The sequence below is a fragment of the Corynebacterium provencense genome, from assembly GCA_900049755.1.
Classification (GTDB): Bacteria; Actinomycetota; Actinomycetes; order Mycobacteriales; family Mycobacteriaceae; genus Corynebacterium; species Corynebacterium neomassiliense.
This window is the reverse complement of the sequence record LT160593.1, coordinates 501,648-518,943: the sequence shown is the minus strand read 5'-3', so window position 1 is coordinate 518,943 and position 17,296 is coordinate 501,648. Positions and strand designations below refer to the sequence as shown.

The window sequence follows — 17,296 nt, the reverse complement described above, 5'->3', positions numbered from 1 at the left end:
GGCGTCAGCTCTCGCTGTCGTTGTCGGCGACCTGCTGGGCTGATTCCTCACCCTCGTCCTCGACGTTCCTGTCGATGGCGAGGAGTTCCACACCCTTGTCCAGGTCGACGAGCCGGACACCCATGGTCGCCCGCGAGGTCTTGCGGATCTGCGCGACCCCGGTGCGGATGATGACCCCGGCACTGGTGACGGCGAAGATCTCGTCATCCTCGTTGACCACGACAGCTCCGATGAGCTTGCCCCGTTTCGGGTCGTACTTGAAGGTCACCACGCCCATCGTTCCGCGACCCTTCACGGGGTACTCCTCCATCGGGGTGCGCTTGCCGTAGCCGCCGGAAGTGGCGACGAGCAGGCACGAATCCTCCCTCACCACGGTGAGTGCGAGCAGCTGGTCCTCACCCCGGAAACGCATGCCCTTGACACCTGCGGTGGCCCGGCCCATGGGCCGCAACGTGTCATCGTCGGCGGTGAAGCGCAGCGCCTGGCCCTCCTCGGAGACCAGGAGGAGGTCATCGTCACCGGTGCACAGCTGCGCACCGATGAGCTTGTCGCCCTCGTTGAGGTTGATGGCGATGAGGCCGCCGGAGCGTGCGGTGTCGTAGTCGGTGAGCCGTGACTTCTTCACCCGCCCCTGCTGGGTGGCGAGAACCAGGTACGGGGCGTCCTCGAACGACTGGATCTGGATGATCTCCGCGATCTGCTCGCCGGGCTGGAACTCCAGCAGGTTGGCGACGTGCTGGCCGCGGGCCGTACGCGACGCCTCGGGAAGTTCATAGGCCTTCAGCCGGTACACGCGACCGAAGTTGGTGAAGAACATGATGATGTCGTGCGTGGAGCAGACGAAGAAGTGACGGACGATGTCGTCCTGCTTCAGCTCCGCTCCCCTGACACCCTTGCCACCGCGGCGCTGCGACCGGTAGCTGTCGACCTTGGTGCGCTTGGCGTAACCGGTGGAGGTGATCGTGACGACCACGTTCTCCCGGGCGATGAGGTCCTCCTCGGACACGTCACCGGTCGCACCGATGATCTCGGTGCGACGCTCGTCGCCGAACTTCTCTACGATCTCGGCGAGCTCGTCATGGACGATCGTCCGCTGGCGTTCCGGGGACGCCAGGATCGCCTTGAGGTCGGCGATCGTCGCCTCGATCTCGGCGAGTTCGTCGATGATCTTCTGACGTTCCAGAGCTGCCAGGCGGCGCAGCTGCATCGCCAGGATGGCGTCCGCCTGGATGTCGTCGATGTCCAGCAGGTCCCTCAGGCCTTCGCGGGCGATGTCGACCGTCGCCGACCTGCGGATCAGGGCGATGACCTCGTCGAGAGCGTCGAGGGCCTTGACCAGTCCCCGCAGTATGTGGGCGCGCTTCTCCGCTTCATCGAGGCGGAACTGGGTACGCCGGACGATGACCTCGATCTGGTGGCGTACGTACAGCCGCAGCATCTGGTCGAGACGCAGGGTACGGGGCACACTGTCGACGATGGACAGCATGTTGGCACCGAAGCTGGTCTGTAGCTGGGAGTGCTTGTACAGGTTGTTGAGCACGACCCTCGGGACGGCGTCCCTCTTGAGGGTGACGACGATCCTCATACCGACACGGTCAGAGGATTCATCGTCGATCTTCGCGATTCCGGCGATTTTGCCGTCACGGACCTGCTCGGCGATGGAGGAGACGAGATTGTCGGGATTGACCATGTACGGCAGCTCGGTGATGACGATCGTCTGCCGGTTGCCGTCCTCCTCGATGGTGGAACGCCCCCGCATCCGGATCGAGCCGCGGCCGGTGGTGTAGGCGTCCCTGATCCCCTGGTCCCCGACGATGAGGCCGGCTGTCGGGAAATCCGGGCCCTTGACGCGTTCCATGCACGCGTCCAGCGCGGTCTGCTCGTCAGCCTCCGGGTTCTCCAGCAGCCAGAAGATCGCCTCGGCGAGTTCGTTGAGGTTGTGCGGCGGGATATTTGTCGCCATACCGACGGCGATCCCGCTGGAACCGTTCATCAGCAGGTTCGGCACGCGGGACGGCAGGACATCCGGTTCCTGGGACTTGCCGTCGTAGTTCGGGGAGAAGTCGACCGTGTTCTCCCTGATGTCACGCACCATCTCCAGCGCCAGGGGGGTCAGCCGGCACTCCGTGTACCTCATGGCGGCGGGCCCGTCATTGCCGCGCGAGCCGAAGTTCCCCTGTCCGTCGACGAGCGGGTACCGCATGACCCACGGCTGGGCGAGACGGCACAGGGTGTCGTAGATGGCCGTGTCACCGTGCGGATGGTAGTGCCCCATGGTCTCGGCGACCGGTCGGGCGGACTTCACGTAGCTGCGGTCGGGTCGGAAGCCGTTGTCGTACATCGCGTAGATCACGCGCCGGTGCACCGGCTTCATGCCGTCGCGGACCTCGGGAAGGGCCCGGCCCACGATCACGCTCATCGCGTAGTCGATGTAGCTGTTCCGCATCTCCTCGGTGAGGTCGATGGGGGTGATGCGGTCGAACAGCGTCTCGCCGCCGCCGTTGGTGTCGTCGCTCACGTAGTGCGATCCCTTCTGGCTGACTAGATATGACCTGACCATTCTAGCACGTCAGGGGATATATTTTCCGCCGGTCACCGGAGGCGGGACGGCTGCGGCGTCGACCACTGTCCCACCGGTCGTTCCGCTAGTGAGGCTATCCTGGCCACCATGACTGACAACCCCCGGCAGCCGGCCCGACGTCGGCGTCCCGCCCCCGGTCCTGCGACCGTGACAGCTACCCGCCGCATCCCCGGCGGCATGGTCCGCCTCACCCTGACCCCGGAGAAACCTGTTTCAGCGATGGACCTGCAGTACACCGACCACTACGTGAAGCTTCTCTTCCCCCCCGTCGGGGCGACCTGGTCCTGGGAGGACGCCACGATCGACCCTGCCACCGTCCGGGACGTGCTGCCGAAGGAACAGCTTCCCGTCATGCGGACGTATACGCTGCGCAGCTGGGACACGGAGGCGAACACCGTCGACATCGACTTCGTGATCCACGGTGACCAGGGGATCGCCGGTCCGTGGGCCGCCGAGGCCGACGAGGATCCGGAGGGTCTCGGAACCGGGGTCCGGAGAAGCGTCGGGGGAACCGTGTGAACCGTTCACGGTTCGCCTTCGCCGGCCCCGGCGGGGCGTGGCGTCCTTCCCCCGGGTACAGCAGGTGCGTGTTCGCCGGGGACGAGTCCGCGGCTCCGGCGATTTTCGCCGGAGTGGAGAACCTTCCGGCCGGCAGCAGTGCCGAGGTCTTCCTCGAGGAGGAGGACGCCGCGCACGCCCTCGACGCTCCCGTCGCCCCTGAGGGGTCAGAGGTGACTGTCCACCGGGTGTACCGTGACGGCGCGGTGCACGGAACTGAACTTGTCCGGGCGGTCGTGGAGTCCGGTCTGGCCGCCGAGGCGGCATCCGGTACACGGACCTCCTGGTTCGTCCACGGTGTCGCGGAGATGATCCGCGATCTGCGGCGTCACCTCTTCGTCGACAACGGCCTTGACCGGGCTGACGTGTCGATCTCGGGTTACTGGAGGCTCGGGATGGTCGAGGACGAGTGGCAGGCGAGCAAGAGGGAGTTCAACGCCGAGATCGAGGCCGCCGAGGCGGCCGCTCAGGCCGCGAGGTAGAGGTAGGGACGCTGCGCGTCCGCCACTTCCCCGGTTTCGCGACCGGTGACGTGGAGGAGGGCGACAATGTGGTTGCCCGCGTCGAACTCCTGGTACAGGCGGGTGGTGAGATGGACAGCGGCACCGTCAACCAGACCCGCTCCGTTGTGGTCACGGTGGAGTGACTTCGGGAGGCGCTCACGGGTGAACTGCCCCGCGGCGAGTGTCTGCAGGGGGTTGAGCACCGAGATTCCCAGGGTGGGGGCGGATCGCAGTGCATTCCAGTCCGAACTGTCGGCAGGGACGCGGACGGAGACCAGCCCCGGGGCCAGACTCTCGTCGAAGAAAGAGTCGATGACCACACACATCATCCGACGGTCGACTTCAGCGGCAAGAACTGCCAGCGGAAGACGTGCCCGGTCGGAGACTGTTCCCTTGTCGGTGGCGACTGCGGCCGCCTGGAGTGCTGTGGTCATGGGTACAAGTAGACCACTCGGTCTGCGGCAGTGCAAGTGCCAGTGCTGCTGAATGGTGCGAATATGCAGGTCAGACCGTGAAAATATCATAGACAGATCGGTCTGTGAAGGACCTTCGGAAACGACAGGTGCACAGCCGATTCCCTGATTGCCCGTCATCATGACCGTGCCCCCCGTGACCTCGGGGAAAGGTCACCGGCCCCGGCACAGCTTCCTCGCCCTGCAGTCCGGCCTGGTGGTGGCGGTCCGGCCTGGTGGTGAAAGAAGCAAGGGGAAGTCATCCGGGAACTCTTCATCCCGGACGCCCTTCACGTCCTCGCTCCGTGTGCGCGGGTGCACTCTCCCTATGCGGTGGCATGGGCGCGGTTGATGGACTCCGTCACCTGGTGGCGGAGAAGCACAAAATCAGGATCCGCCGTCAGTGCCCGCAGACGCTCCTGGAGAGTTTCACGTGAAACCTCCCCGTCTTCCAGATCCACTCGGAGGTTTTCCGGGACAACCACATCCTCGATAACCCTCCCCGGACCCGCCGCCATCACGATCACCCGGTGGCCGAGGAGAAGCGCCTCCTCCACGCTGTGGGTCACGAAGATGATGGTCGGGCGCTTCTTCGCCCAGACTCGCAGCAGCTCCGCCTGCAGCTGCTCCCGGGTAAATGGATCCAGAGCGCCGAAAGGCTCGTCCATGAGTACATAGCGGGGACCTGCAGCCAGCACCCTCGCAATCTGGGTACGTTGCTGCATCCCCCCGGAAAGCTCATGAGGCAGCCGCTCCGCGGCGTCCCCCAGTCCCACGAGCTCTATGAGTTCATCGGCACTCTCCTTCTGGGATATGTCCCCCGAGTAGCGGTACGCCAACCGCACATTGTCGCGTACCGAGTACCACGGCAGAAGTGTGGGCTGCTGAAAGACCACTCCCCTTTCCGGATCGGCACCCTCCACCGGATGGCCGTCGACATCCAGGGTCCCGGAGGACGGCTTCAGGAAGCCGGCCAGGATCCGTAGCAGAGTCGATTTACCGCACCCGGAGGGGCCGACAAGACACACGGTCTCCTCCGCGGGAACGGACAACGACACCTCCTCGAGTGCGTGGACCCTGCCGGCAGTTTCGGTCTCGTAGTACTGCGAGACTCTCTCGAGAGTGATCACTGAATGTCCTTCCAGAGGTCGGGTCGGGTCGCCGCCGCATAGGCGTCTGCAGGCTTCACGGAGGGAATCTCACCCTGATCACGAAGGAACTCCGCCGTCGAGTAAAGTGCGCCGGCCACCTCGGCAAGGTACTCCGGTTCCTCACTGCCGTGGATGAAGATCTGGCCCTCGATCTGTCGGGACGCCGAATCCTCATCCATTCCGGACGCTGATGCATTGACCTTTCCGAAGTCATCCGGATCCTCGTCGGCATGGTCGACAACCCAGGCCTCCAGCTCCAGGAAAACCCGGAGAAGCTCACTGTTTCCGTCGATCCAGGGGTTCGTCGCCAGAGTGACATTGTAGGTGGCGTGTCCCGCTGCAGCCTGCTCCTCGGAGTCCGTGAGAACGTGCCCCTGCGGGGCTCCCCCGGTTCCCTGCTTGAGTTGTTCCAACGTCGGGTCCCAGACATACGCCGCGTCGATCTGGTCAGACTTCCAGGCAGCAGGAAGCTTGTCGGGCGAGATATTGACGATCTCCACGTCGCGCTGCGGATCCAGTCCGGCATCTATCAGGGCATTGAGCAGACTGTAGTGGGCTGTCGAGGAGAAGGGCACGGCAATCCGCTGCCCCTTGAGTTCGGGGACGGATGTCGCCTTCTTCGCGACCAGAGCCTCGGTCGCGCCGATGACCGAGTTGGCAGAGATCACGGACACATCGAGATTCAACGGTGCACTCAGGGCTTTGGTGGTCGGAGTGGATCCCAGTGCCGCCATGTCCACAGATCCTGCCGCAAAGGCCTGCACTATGTCCTGGCCCGTAGGGAAACGGGTCCAGGAGATCTCAGCGTTGGGGAGACAGGCTTCAGCAAGTCCCTGGTCCTGTGTGTAGAGATCGGCTGCCGGTCCACCCAGGTAGCCGATGCGCAGGGATCCGCCGGCTTCCGCTGGAGTCACCGGACAGGTGGCGTCTTCAGCACCGCCTGCCCATTCATCGGCAGGAGGGCCGACACAGGAGGTCAACGCCAGGCCGGAAACGGCGATGACGGCTGCCCCCGCCACCCGGTGAGAGCGTTTCACGTGAAACCGTGGGACTGCTCCGGCAGCGTTCCGCACTTCTGTGGTCCGGACCCTGCGGGCCGACGCCTTCACCGGCAAGGCCGGCGATGGAACAGGGGTGTCCTTGTACGTGGTCACTGCTTCGTCCTCCAGGGTGCATAGGTACGCTCCACCCACAGCAGAAGCTGATCGAGGAGAAGAGCTGCGATACCGATGACGATGATGCACGCAATCGCCAACGAGGTGTCCAGCTGGGTGCCGGATATGTAGGCGAGTCCACCGATGCCGGGGATGCCGTCGTTCATTTCAGCGGCAACGATCGCGGACCAGCAGAGCCCGGACGCCAGCCTCACACCGTTGATGATGTCAGGCAGAGCTCCGGGAAGCAGCACGGTCCGGAACACCTGGACACGGCTCGCCCCCAACGACTCGGTCGCCAGAATCCAGTCCCGGCGAACTCCGGTCACACCGACGAGCGTTGACACGGCCACGGTCGGAAAGGCTGCCAGAAACAGCAGGACGACCTTCGACTGGTCCCCGATACCGAACCAGACAATGAGAAGTCCTATGTAGCCCAGTGGCGGAAGGGCCCGGAGAAAGGACAGGTAGGGTTCCACCACTGAACGGACCCCGCGGCTACTGCCGAGCAACCATCCGAGCAGCACCCCGACCACTGTGCCGGCCCCCAGTCCGACCGCTATGCGCTGGATGGTGGCCAGCAGATGCTGCCACAGGAAGTATCCCTGGACACCGCACTCCGGACGACCGCTCCCTGAAGCCGACTGACACAGGTTCGTGGTGACAAGCCTGTCGGCCACCTCACCCGGACCCGGGAGAACCACCGGGTCCAGACCCCCGAAGCGGGCGACTGCCCACCATACCGCGATGACACCTGCAAGCGTGCCGAGATGCAGAGGTATCCGTCGCCGACGCAGGCCGGCAAGCAGACGTGACACACCACCATGACCCCCCTCCCCTGCTCCACCGAGGGCGGGACCGCCGGGCACAGAGTCGACGGGCACAGAGTCGACGGAGACGACACTGACAGAGGCACTGCCTCCTGACGCAGTGCCGTCAGAACTACCTCCCCCTCCCGAGACACTGTCGGGTGAACGGGCGTCCGGGACTGAACCGGGTGAAGCACCGGAAGGCGTCATGACGCACCTCCGACAGAGCTGACTGCGGCATGGTCGACGGAGGTGTCGATAACCGGGTTGATCTGTGTTCCGGAGAGTGCTCCGGCCGGTTTCCCTCCCACGGAGGAGCCGGTCTCAGAAGAAACAGAAGGTACCCGAGGTTCAGGGTGATTCGTCACTGTGACGCCACGGCGAAGTAGTGCGGGAACCGTTCCCTCGCCGACGTAGAAGCTCTCCTCCAGGTGCGGATAACCGGAGAGGATGAAGTGGCGGATACCCGCGGCACGGAATCTGTCGATGTTCTCCGCCACCTGATCATGGGAACCGACGAGCGCGGTACCCGCACCACCCCGGACCAGACCGATCCCCGACCACAGTCCGGGGAAGAACTCCAGGTCCCTGGCGTCCCCTCCCTGGCGGAACGCCGCACCACGACCGTGGATCTCCGCGATCCGACGCTGACTCTCAGACTGCGAGGTCCTCAGACCTGCCTGGGCCCGGGCCACGGCGTCCGGGTCGAGGGAATCATAGAGCCTCTGGGCGGACGCCCAGGCCTCTTCCTCGGTGTCCCGCGAAATGACGTGGAGACGTATACCGTACTCGAGCGTTCTGCCGTACTCTGCCGCCCGGGCCGCTACCCGCGACAGCTTCTCCGCGACCTCGTCCGGATGCTCCCCCCATGTCAGGTAGACCTCGGCCCGCCTGGCCGCCACCTCGATACCGGCCGGTGAGGAACCACCGAAGAAGATCCTCGGCACCACCCGGGGCCTGCGGGCCAGGACGCCACCTTCAATCCGGACGTGTTCTCCTTCATAGTTCACCGGACCGGGTTCGGACCACAGTCGGGAGGCGGCGTCGAGGGCTTCGTCGGCGATGGCGTACCGTTCCTCCTTCGTCGTGTGGTCTCCGAAGGACCGTTGTTCGGCGTCCTCCCCTCCGACCACCACGTTAAGTAGCAGGCGGTTGTCCGAGAGTTCCTGGTAGGTCTGCACCTGCTGGGCGAGCAGCGCAGCGGGAACCAGACTGGGGCGGAAGGCGACAAGGAACTTCAGCCGGTCCGTTGCGCTGAGCAGTGCGGCTGTCGTGAGCCAGGAATCCTGGCACCAGCGTCCGGTCGGGGTGAGGACGGACTCGAATCCGTTGTACTCTGCGGCCTGTGCCAGTTGGGTAAGATACCGCAGGTCAGGGAATCGGTCACCGACCTCGGCACCGGCTCCGTGACCCCCTCCCACGATCCCCCGGGAGTCGCCGTTGGTGGGAAGGAACCAGTGGAGTGTCACTTCCGGGGACGGGGGCAGTGACAGGGGCAGTTCGGTGGATGTCGTCGTCATGGGCTCCGAGTAGACCACCCTGTCTGTTCCCGGCTCCACCGTTCCATTCGCCGTGAGCGGAACGGGTCCCACCTCCCGCTTTGCAAGAGTACAGACAGAGCGGTCTGTTCTTTTCATTCCAACTGACCTAAGGTGTAACCCATGACCGTCACCGCACTCTCCCCCGAGACCCGCCCCACCTCCACCACAGGGACCCGCCCCACCGTGTACCGACAGACCACGTACCCCGCACCCTCCGGCCGTTCCCGGTCCCACGCCCCCACTCAGAACGGACCGGCAGGAACTGCAGAGCCCGCCGAACCTGCCGAGCCTGCCGTGGTGTCCACCGCACGTTTCGCCACCCCGGTGACCGGTCCCGCACGCGTACTCCACCAGATACGGACCTCACCCGGCATCACCCGGTCACGGCTCCACCAGGACCTGGACCTGTCACAGCCGACCGTGACCCGGCACGTCGCCGCCCTCATCGACGCCGGCCTCGTCGAACAGGCCTCCCCCGCCCAGAGCTCCGCAACCACGGTAGGACGCCCGGGAACCACCCTCCTTCCCGACGGACGCCACCTCACCGCCCTCGGAGCACACGTGGGACTACGCAGTACGCAACTTGTCGCGGTCGACGGCTCCGGACGCCCCCTGAGATCCCGGACCCTGAAACTACCTCTGCCGGACCTCCCACCCGAAGAAGCTCTCGAAGCCGTGCACCACGGCCTCACCTCCCTGGCCAGAGGCCTGCCGGACCCGGTGGGTCTGGGTGTCGCCTTCTCCTCCCCCGTCGACGCGACCGGGCATGTCTCCTCCCGTGCATACGGCTGGAACTCGGTCGATGTCGCCGGAATCCTCGGCAGGGCCGCCGCCGGCAGTGGACTTCCCGTGTCTCTGGCGACCGGTGTCGGTGCCATGGCAGGATCTGAGCTGACCAGCACCCCGTTGGGAACAGCTGACAGTGACATCCCCGGCGGCAGATCCACGCTCTACGTCTATGCCCGCGAACTTGTCGCCCACGCCTGGATCGTCGGGGACGCCGTCCACCAGCCGTTCACGGGAGTCTCCCCCGCCGCCTTCACCCGTATCGCCGAATCCGGGTCTTTCAGTGTCTCCCGGAACGGCTCCGGACATCCCCTGGGGACGACAGCAGTCCTCGAAGCCTCCCGGCGGCGCGGGATCAGGGTCTCATCGGTCAGCGAACTCGTCGCGCTGTCCTCGACGAACCCGGTGGCCAGGGAACTCCTCGACGAACGTGCCGAACTGCTCGGCCAGATCATTTCACTGGCTGTGGAAGTCGTGGACCCTGCGACAGTGGTCTTCGCGGGAGAGGCGTTCACCGCCGATCCCGGCGCCGTGAAAATCATCGCCCGTCACCTGCGCGGGGACGCCCCGAGGCGTCGTCTCAGCATCCAGCGGGCGGGTGACGGGATCCTGTCACGGGCTGCCGCGGTCACCGCCCTGCACCGGCTGTGGTCAGACCCCCTGTCATGATCCCCCTGGCCTGATCCCCCTGGCCTGATCACCGCCTGGTCACCCCGACCAGACCCCCGGACCGGTTCCGGTTGACGCTGTCCGGTGCTGTCTAGCGAGGTTCGCCGGAGGCAGCGGCGGCACTGTCCGCGCCGGTACGGTCGGCACGGATCTGCCCGACGAACGCCTCCAGTCGGTCGGCCACGGGACCGGGCTCCCGGGCCCACCGGTTGTGGCCCAGGGTCTCGGGGAGCTCCTCGATCCTGGCAAAAGTCTTCGGCAGCAGTGACGCCAGTGCCCGGCAGGACTCGACCGTGCAGAAGTCATCGTCGACGAACCTGGTGAGCAGCACCGGTACGCTGACTTTCTGCATCGCGTCCATGTAGTCGATGTCCCGGCCCTTCAGGTCCTCCAGGGAGTTGGTACGACCGAACCGGGCCCATTCCCGCAGGTGCACGCCGGACTGTCGTCCGTAGTTCGCCACGTCCAGGGGCCCCGCCGGCCAGTAGCCGAGGACGGAGCTCACGGCCCGCATGACGATGCCGCCGATCCGCAGCCGACGCTTCTCGGGGTCAGGGAAAGCCCGGTGGTAGGGTGATCCGGTTCCCACACCCATCATGCCGACCACCCCGAGTTCCGCCGCCTCCGGTCGGGCGAGGAACAGTGCCCCGATCTGACCGCCCATCGAATGGGTGAGGAGGACGGTCGGGTGGTCCTCCTCCAGGTCGAACCAGGCCTTCGCGGCGCGGACAGTCCGGGGATAGTCCTGGGACGCCATGTCGTGGTACCCCCAGCGGGAGGACAGTGACGCCACCGCTGTGCTTGACCCCTGCCCGCGCAGTTCCCCGACAGCCACGGGAAAGCCACGTCGGGCCAGTTCTTCGGCCAACGGCCGGTAGTACCGGGCACCCATGCCGAATCCGGGCCACACCACGACGAGAGGCCGCGGGGACCCCGCAGCCGCGGAGGAGACCTGTGCTGCGGCAGGGTACAGCAGCACGGTGGAGACTGATCCGCCCGGCATGGACACGTACATCGATGACGGGGTGGTGGCTGACTGGCGGGGTGAGGGGGTGTCAGACATCGAGGAAACGGACATCCTTCGCATTTCTGGTGATGAAGCTGCGGCGGGCGACCACGTCGTCACCCATGAGGACGGCGAAGGTTTCGTCGGCGTCCGCGGCGTCCTCCAGGGTGACCTTCTTCAGGATCCTGTCGGCGGGGTCCATGGTCGTCTCCCACAGTTCCTTGGCGTTCATCTCGCCGAGGCCCTTGTAACGCTGGATGCCGTCGTCCTTGTTGATCTTGCGCCCGGCGGCGATACCTTCGGCGAGCTGGGAGTCCCGCTCTGCGTCGGAGTAGGCGAAACCGGGCTCACCCTTGGCCCACTTGAGCTTGTACAGCGGCGGCATGGCGAGGTACACGTGGCCTTCCTCGATCAGCGGGCGCATGAACCGGTACAGCAGGGTCAGCAGCAGGGTGGCGATGTGCTGGCCGTCGACATCGGCGTCCGCCATGAGGACGATCTTGTGGTAGCGGAGCTTCCTGATGTCGAACTCGTCGTGGATACCGGTGCCCAGAGCGGTGATGATCGCCTGCACCTCGGCGTTCTTCAGGACCTTGTCCAGGCGGGCCTTCTCCACGTTGAGGATCTTGCCGCGCAACGGGAGAATCGCCTGGAACATGGAGTCACGTCCGGACTTCGCCGACCCGCCTGCGGAGTCACCCTCCACAATGTAGATCTCGGAGCGCACCGGATCCTTCGACCGGCAGTCCGCGAGCTTGCCCGGGAGACCGCCGAGATCCGTGGCGGACTTCCGGCGCACCAGGTCACGGGCCTTACGCGCGGCGACGCGGGCCTGCGACGACGAGACCGCCTTGTTGACGATGGCCTTGGCCTCGGCGGGGTTGGCGTCGAACCAGTCCGAGACATGCTCGTTGGTGGCCTTCTGGACGAACCCCTTGATCTCGGAGTTCCCCAGCTTGGTCTTCGTCTGCCCCTCGAACTGGGGGTCTCCGACGCGCACCGAGATCACCGCGGCAAGTCCCTCACGGCAGTCGTCACCGGTGAGGTTCGGCTCCTTGTCCTTCAGCAGCTTGTGGTCCCTGGCGTAGCGGTTCATCAACGAGGTCAGAGCGGCGCGGAACCCCTCCTCATGGGTGCCGCCTTCAACGGTGTTGATGGTGTTGGCGAAGGTGTGGACCGACTGGGAGTACCCGGAGTTCCACTGCAGGGCGATCTCGACCTCGTGGTCCTCCCCCTTCGCCTCCAGGTCGATGACGGTGGGGTGGACCGGGGTCTTGTTCTTGTTGAGGTGGTCGACGTAGTCCTTGAGACCGTCAGGATAGTGGAAGACTCTCGTCCGGACCTTCCGCCCGGACGACCCGCTGTCGTCGACCTCTCCGGCGGCCCGGGGTGCCGCTGCTTCGTCGGCTGCGGCGTCGGCAAGGTCCTCCTCCTGCTCGACAACGTGGTGACGCTCGTCGGTGAGGGTGATGGTCAGTCCCTTGTTGAGGAAGGCCATCTCCTGCAGCCGGCGGGAGACCGTGTCGAAGTTGTAGGTCGTGGTCTCGAAGATCTCCGGGTCAGCCCAGAAACGCTGCTTCGTGCCGGTTCCGCGGGCCTTCTTCACCTGCTCCAGCTCCTCGGGGACCGAGTGGTCGAAGACCTGGCGCCAGAGGTAGCCGTCCCTGCGGATCTCGGTCTCCACCCGGGTGGACAGGGCGTTGACGACAGAGATACCCACACCGTGGAGACCACCGGACACGGCGTACGCCTGGGAGTCGAACTTGCCGCCGGCGTGGAGTTCGGTCATGACGACCTGGACGGTGGGACGCCCCGTGGGGTGCATCTCCACGGGGATGCCGCGGCCGTTGTCGGTGACCTCCACCGAGCCGTCGTCCTTGAGGGTGACCTCGACCCGGTCGGCGTAACCCGCCATGGCCTCGTCGACGGAGTTGTCGACAACCTCCCAGATGAGGTGGTGCAGACCACGCTCACTGGTGGAACCGATGTACATGCCCGGACGCTTCCGGACCGCTTCGAGGCCCTCCAGGATGGTGATCTGGTCTGCGCCGTAGTCCTCGGATCCGTGGTGGGTTCCCTGTCCAGCGCTCATCTCAGCCTCAGCCACAGCCTTTTCCACTCCTTGATAATTACAGCTCCAACCACACCATCCTACCTGTTCGGGGACGGCTCCGGGATCATCCGTAGGTGTCCCGCGGTCCCCGACCCTTCACGTGGTAGCGGCCCTTCCTCCAGTTCGGGGGACGCGGACCGTAGATGCGCAGTTCAGCGACGACATCGGGCCCCACCTTCCGCGCGATGGTCTGCAGGATCATCGACTGCATGAGGCGCAGGTTCGTCGCCCAGGCGGTGGAGTCGCACTCGATGTGGAGCTGCCGCTCCTTCTCCTTGTACATCGCCACCGTGGTGTGTCTGGCGACGTCCTCGCCGACGATCCCCGCCCAGTTTCCCTTGAGTGTGCCGACGGCGAAGTTGCGGTTCCAGCCGTTGCGACGGATCTCCCGTTGCACCAGCTCCCCGAACACGCCGGGATCACGGTAGCTGCGGTCCGGACGACCGTCGTACCGGGTCTTCATGGTCCGGGGACGGTTCCCCCGCCGACGCCGCGGGTTGAAGGGCTGCCGTTGCGGAACCGGCGCCGGAGACAGGCCGTCCCCCTTCCCGGTGCCTGACGCCCCGGGCGCAGGCTTCGACAGTCGCCGGAGTTTCTCCCACTGCGCGGCGACCGGATCGTGTTCCGGGTACTCCCGGTCAAGACTGTCACTCACCGTCGACCCTCCCGTCTGCGCTGTCTGTGCCGGCTGTGCCGGCTGTGCCGTCCGCAGGATCCGCAGGATCTGAGGTGCCGGCCGGCCCCGGGGGCACGTCGAGCCCGGAGACCCGCCCCTCCTCCGTCACCTCCGCGCGCACCGTGTGGACCTGCGCGGACGTCAGAAGTCCGGCGGGGATGTCCTCGTCAACCGCTGCAGTGACGAGAACCTGCTCCGCCTCACCCGCCAGTTCGACGAGGGCCGCCCGCCTCGTCCGGTCGAGTTCGGCGAAGACGTCGTCGAGGATGACGACCGGTTCGGTACCGTCGGCACGCTGCATCCGGTGTGAGGCGAGCCGGAGAGTGAGCGCGAATGACCAGGACTCGCCGTGGCTGGCGTACCCCTTAGCCGGCTGTGTACCGAGCACGAGCTGAAGATCGTCACGGTGCGGACCGGTGAGTGTCACGCCGCGGTCGATCTCGGCGTCCCTGCGCTCCGCCAGCCGTGCCAGCAGCACGGCCTCGGCGACACCGGGGTCGATGAGGTAGTGCGTGCCCGAGGAGGGCTCCGCACCGATCCCGATCTCTCCGAGATCGGCGTCCACGGTGGACGTGTAGGCGATGTGTGCCGGACGGGAACCGGGTGCGAGCCTGCCGTAGGTGTCGGCGACATGGGGTGCGAGATCGTGGACGACCTGGACCCGGGCGGACATGATCTCCCCGCCGAGCCGGGCAAGCTGTCCGTCCCAGACATCGAGGGTGTCCGACACCGCCGCCGGGGAGGACGCCGACTTCAACAGGGCGTTACGTTGCCGCAGCACCTTGTCGTAGTCCGCACGGACCCCGGCCAGCCGTGGATACCGCGCGGTCATCACCTCGTCGAGAAAGTGCCGACGCTGCTCCGGCTCCCCCCTGACCAGGGCCAGATCCTCAGGTGCGAACATGGTCGTCCTGACGATCCCGGTCAGTTCCCTCTGACTCCGGCAGGGCGTCCGGTTCACCGCCGCGCGGTTGGCCCCGCGGGCGTTGATGACAAGGTGGGCCGTGAGTTCCCGGCCGTGGTTGACCGCGGTGGCCGAGATCCGGGCACGGTCCTGTCCTTCACGGACCAGGGCGGCGTCACCGCTGACCCGGTGGGACGACAGGTGTGCCAGGTAGCCCACCGCCTCGACGATGTTGGTCTTCCCGTTGCCGTTCGGTCCGACGAACACCGTGACACCGGGACCGAGCCCGAGGTCGAGTGACGCCCAGGACCGGAAGTCCCCGAGATGCAGTGAGCGCAGGTACATGCAGGTGGCGGTGTCCCTAACCCGGAAGGCGGACCGGCATGAGCAGGTAGATGAACGGGGTTTCCGGGGTGGGGAACGCGCCGTCGGGCCCGGGCTGCGGAAGATCCTCGGGTTCGGGGAGGAGGATGGCGGGACGGGAAGGTTGGGTGAACCCGAACACCACCCGGTCAGTGTGGATCGCCCCGAGACCGTCCTTGAGGTATCCGGGGTTGAACGCGATGACCAGAGGCTCACCCACGAATGCGCAGGGAAGCTGCTCCTCTGCGACACCGATATCGGAACCACCACCGGAGATGGTCAGCCCACCGTCCTCGAAGGCCATCCTGATCTGAGAGTTCCCCTCGGTCACGAGGGAGACGCGCCGGATGGCGTCGAGAAGCGGTGCGATCTCCACGGACGCCAGGGACGTGTTCTGCTTCGGCAGAAGGGGGCGGAACTTCGGGAAGTCGGCGTCGATGAGACGGGTGGTCGACCTCCGGTCGTTGGTGGCGATGCCCAGCAGCCGGCTGCCCCCGGAGGAGGGGTCGGTGTCCAGTGCGATCTCCACCGGCTCCCCGGTGGAATCGAGGGAACGGGCCGTGTCCGCCAGGGTCCGTGCCGGTATCAGCAGTTCGGCGGAGATGTCGGCACGGGCGGGGGCCCAGTCCACGGTGCGCACCGCGAGACGGAATCTGTCGGTGGCGGCGAGGACGAGGTGTTCACCGTCGATCTCCATGCGGATACCGGTGAGCATGGGAAGGGTGTCGTCGCGTCCGGCGGCGACCGCCACCTGGCTGATGACCTCGGAGAACAGGTAAGGGTCGAGTGTTCCGGCGACCGGAGGGAATTCCGGGAGCACCGGGTAGTCGTCGATGGTCATGGCGGGGAGCTCGAAGTGGGAGCTCCCGCAGTTGACGAGCACCTTGGTGCCGTCGAAATCGATGCGGACCGGCTTGTCCGGGAGTGCGCCGATGATGTTGGAGGCCAACCGGCCGGCGACGAGTATCCGGCCGGGTTCCGCGACGTCGGCGGACACCCGGACCTTCGTGGAGACCTCGCGGTCGAAGCCGGAGAGCTGGAGCCCTTCGTCCGTGGCCTCGATGAGAACTCCCCGCAGGATCGGCTGCGAGGCCTTGCTCGGGAGGCTGCGTGCCACCCAGGCCAGGGCCGAGGAGAGGTCGTCCTTGGCCACGGTGAAGCTGACGGACTGCTGGTCCCCCAGCTGGTCGGTGGTCACTCGTCGTCACCTTTCTGCAGGTCGCTCATGGTGTCACTCATTCGAACATGATTCGAACACCCGGGTTGCCGGCGTTCCCGGCACTCCCGGGCTGGGATGTGACCCTGCCCGGGGCAGGGAACACCTTCGGCTCTGTCGTCCCACAGTAGTCCACCGGGGTGGACTGCCGCGAGGCATCCCCTGAGATGGGACGGTGCGCGGGTCCCGGCCGTGCCGGTGACCGCGTCGCTGTATCCCCACCCCCTTTTTCTTCGTGATGATCTCCAGTAGATCGGTAGCAGTAGCAGTAGGGAGTGTGGAACGTGTGGACAACCACGGATCGGGCCTGTTCGTGGGCTTGACGGAGCTGTGGAGCTGAGGGTCACACAGTTGTGGATAACTCGGACCAATTGTGGACAACTCCCGTCGCCGCGCGGTTGTCCACAGGCGTTCCACCGGATTCTGCACTGGAGGACGCCAAGTTGTCCACAACCCTGCGGGTCTCTGACCTGCAGAAACAGTACTTTGTCAGAGGAAAGATCAGAGAACAGCTTCGGCTGAAGCACAGTCTTGTGATTCATCCACAGGCGGAGGGGTTTATCCACTGGCGGTGGATCTCCTGGACGGCTGATTCCGGCTCCACCGCTGAACAGGACGGAATCCCGGCGGATCACAGACTTGTAATTACATCGCTGTGGATAAACCTGTGGAGAGTGTGGACAGAGCGACCGGGTTGCCCGACTCCGGCCGTCGGAGGTTCTGTATGTGCCCGTTCTGCTCCGCCGGGAGTTCCTCTTCGTTCTGGGCGTCCTCCCCTCCCTCCCCGTTGTCCCTCCCCGGACACCTGACCCGG

12 protein-coding genes and 1 pseudogene are annotated in these 17,296 nt (G+C 65.7%); 2 read left to right on the top strand and 11 right to left on the bottom strand.

All coding sequences use genetic code 11. From position 1 onward, the window contains the following. Window positions 1-4: 4 nt before the first annotated feature. Window positions 5-2,518 (bottom strand): DNA gyrase subunit A, encoded by a 2,514-nt coding sequence (gene gyrA / locus BN3906_RS08780; RefSeq protein ID WP_066587277.1) that lies wholly within the window; start codon window positions 2,516-2,518, stop codon window positions 5-7. A 150-nt stretch (window positions 2,519-2,668) separates the two neighbouring features. Here gyrA and BN3906_RS15495 point away from each other — a divergent pair. After that, window positions 2,669-3,621, top strand: a pseudogene (locus BN3906_RS15495) (siderophore-interacting protein). On the opposite strand, the gene BN3906_RS08770 reads toward BN3906_RS15495, so the two are convergent. The 5 genes from BN3906_RS08770 to BN3906_RS08750 all read right to left on the bottom strand — a co-directional run bounded on the left by BN3906_RS08770 (window position 3,606) and on the right by BN3906_RS08750 (window position 8,728). Continuing rightward, window positions 3,606-4,076 carry a flavin reductase family protein gene (locus tag BN3906_RS08770; RefSeq protein ID WP_066587274.1) on the bottom strand — a complete coding sequence of 157 codons (471 nt, stop codon included), beginning with the start codon at window positions 4,074-4,076 and terminating at the stop codon, window positions 3,606-3,608. The pseudogene BN3906_RS15495 and the gene BN3906_RS08770 sit on opposite strands and share 16 nt — an antisense overlap. Window positions 4,077-4,420: 344 nt before the next feature. Continuing rightward, window positions 4,421-5,224, bottom strand: a complete 804-nt coding sequence (locus BN3906_RS08765; protein WP_066587271.1) for an ABC transporter ATP-binding protein — start codon at window positions 5,222-5,224, stop codon at window positions 4,421-4,423. Beyond that, window positions 5,221-6,282: a taurine ABC transporter substrate-binding protein gene (locus BN3906_RS08760; protein ID WP_261796933.1), complete on the bottom strand. Its 1,062-nt coding sequence runs from the start codon at window positions 6,280-6,282 to the stop codon at window positions 5,221-5,223. The genes BN3906_RS08765 and BN3906_RS08760 overlap by 4 nt, the downstream gene beginning before the upstream one ends. A gap of 113 nt (window positions 6,283-6,395) precedes the next feature. Beyond that, entirely contained in the window at window positions 6,396-7,217 is an 822-nt protein-coding gene (locus BN3906_RS08755) for an ABC transporter permease (protein ID WP_390620338.1), read from the bottom strand. 197 nt (window positions 7,218-7,414) lie between these two features. Next, window positions 7,415-8,728 carry an LLM class flavin-dependent oxidoreductase gene (locus tag BN3906_RS08750; RefSeq protein ID WP_078057475.1) on the bottom strand — a complete coding sequence of 438 codons (1,314 nt, stop codon included), beginning with the start codon at window positions 8,726-8,728 and terminating at the stop codon, window positions 7,415-7,417. 141 nt (window positions 8,729-8,869) lie between these two features. On the opposite strand from BN3906_RS08750, the gene BN3906_RS08745 reads away from it, so the two are divergent. Further along, window positions 8,870-10,204 carry an ROK family transcriptional regulator gene (locus tag BN3906_RS08745; RefSeq protein WP_078057314.1) on the top strand — a complete coding sequence of 445 codons (1,335 nt, stop codon included), beginning with the start codon at window positions 8,870-8,872 and terminating at the stop codon, window positions 10,202-10,204. A 91-nt stretch (window positions 10,205-10,295) separates the two neighbouring features. On the opposite strand, the gene BN3906_RS08740 is transcribed toward BN3906_RS08745, so the two are convergent. The 5 genes from BN3906_RS08740 to dnaN form a co-directional block, all read right to left on the bottom strand. Next, entirely contained in the window at window positions 10,296-11,267 is a 972-nt protein-coding gene (locus BN3906_RS08740) for an alpha/beta fold hydrolase (protein WP_066587268.1), read from the bottom strand. Next, window positions 11,260-13,302: a DNA topoisomerase (ATP-hydrolyzing) subunit B gene (gene gyrB, locus BN3906_RS08735; protein WP_187119924.1), complete on the bottom strand. Its 2,043-nt coding sequence runs from the start codon at window positions 13,300-13,302 to the stop codon at window positions 11,260-11,262. The genes BN3906_RS08740 and gyrB overlap by 8 nt, the downstream gene beginning before the upstream one ends. A gap of 85 nt (window positions 13,303-13,387) precedes the next feature. Next, a complete protein-coding gene (locus BN3906_RS08730; RefSeq protein ID WP_066587260.1) occupies window positions 13,388-13,978 on the bottom strand; it encodes a DciA family protein in 591 nt (196 codons plus the stop codon). Then, window positions 13,971-15,248, bottom strand: a complete 1,278-nt coding sequence (recF, locus tag BN3906_RS08725) for a DNA replication/repair protein RecF (RefSeq protein ID WP_066587257.1) — start codon at window positions 15,246-15,248, stop codon at window positions 13,971-13,973. Before recF ends, BN3906_RS08730 begins: the two co-directional genes overlap by 8 nt. 16 nt (window positions 15,249-15,264) lie before the next feature. Continuing rightward, a complete protein-coding gene (dnaN, locus tag BN3906_RS08720) occupies window positions 15,265-16,464 on the bottom strand; it encodes a DNA polymerase III subunit beta (RefSeq protein ID WP_078057313.1) in 1,200 nt (399 codons plus the stop codon). Window positions 16,465-17,296 lie beyond the last annotated feature (832 nt).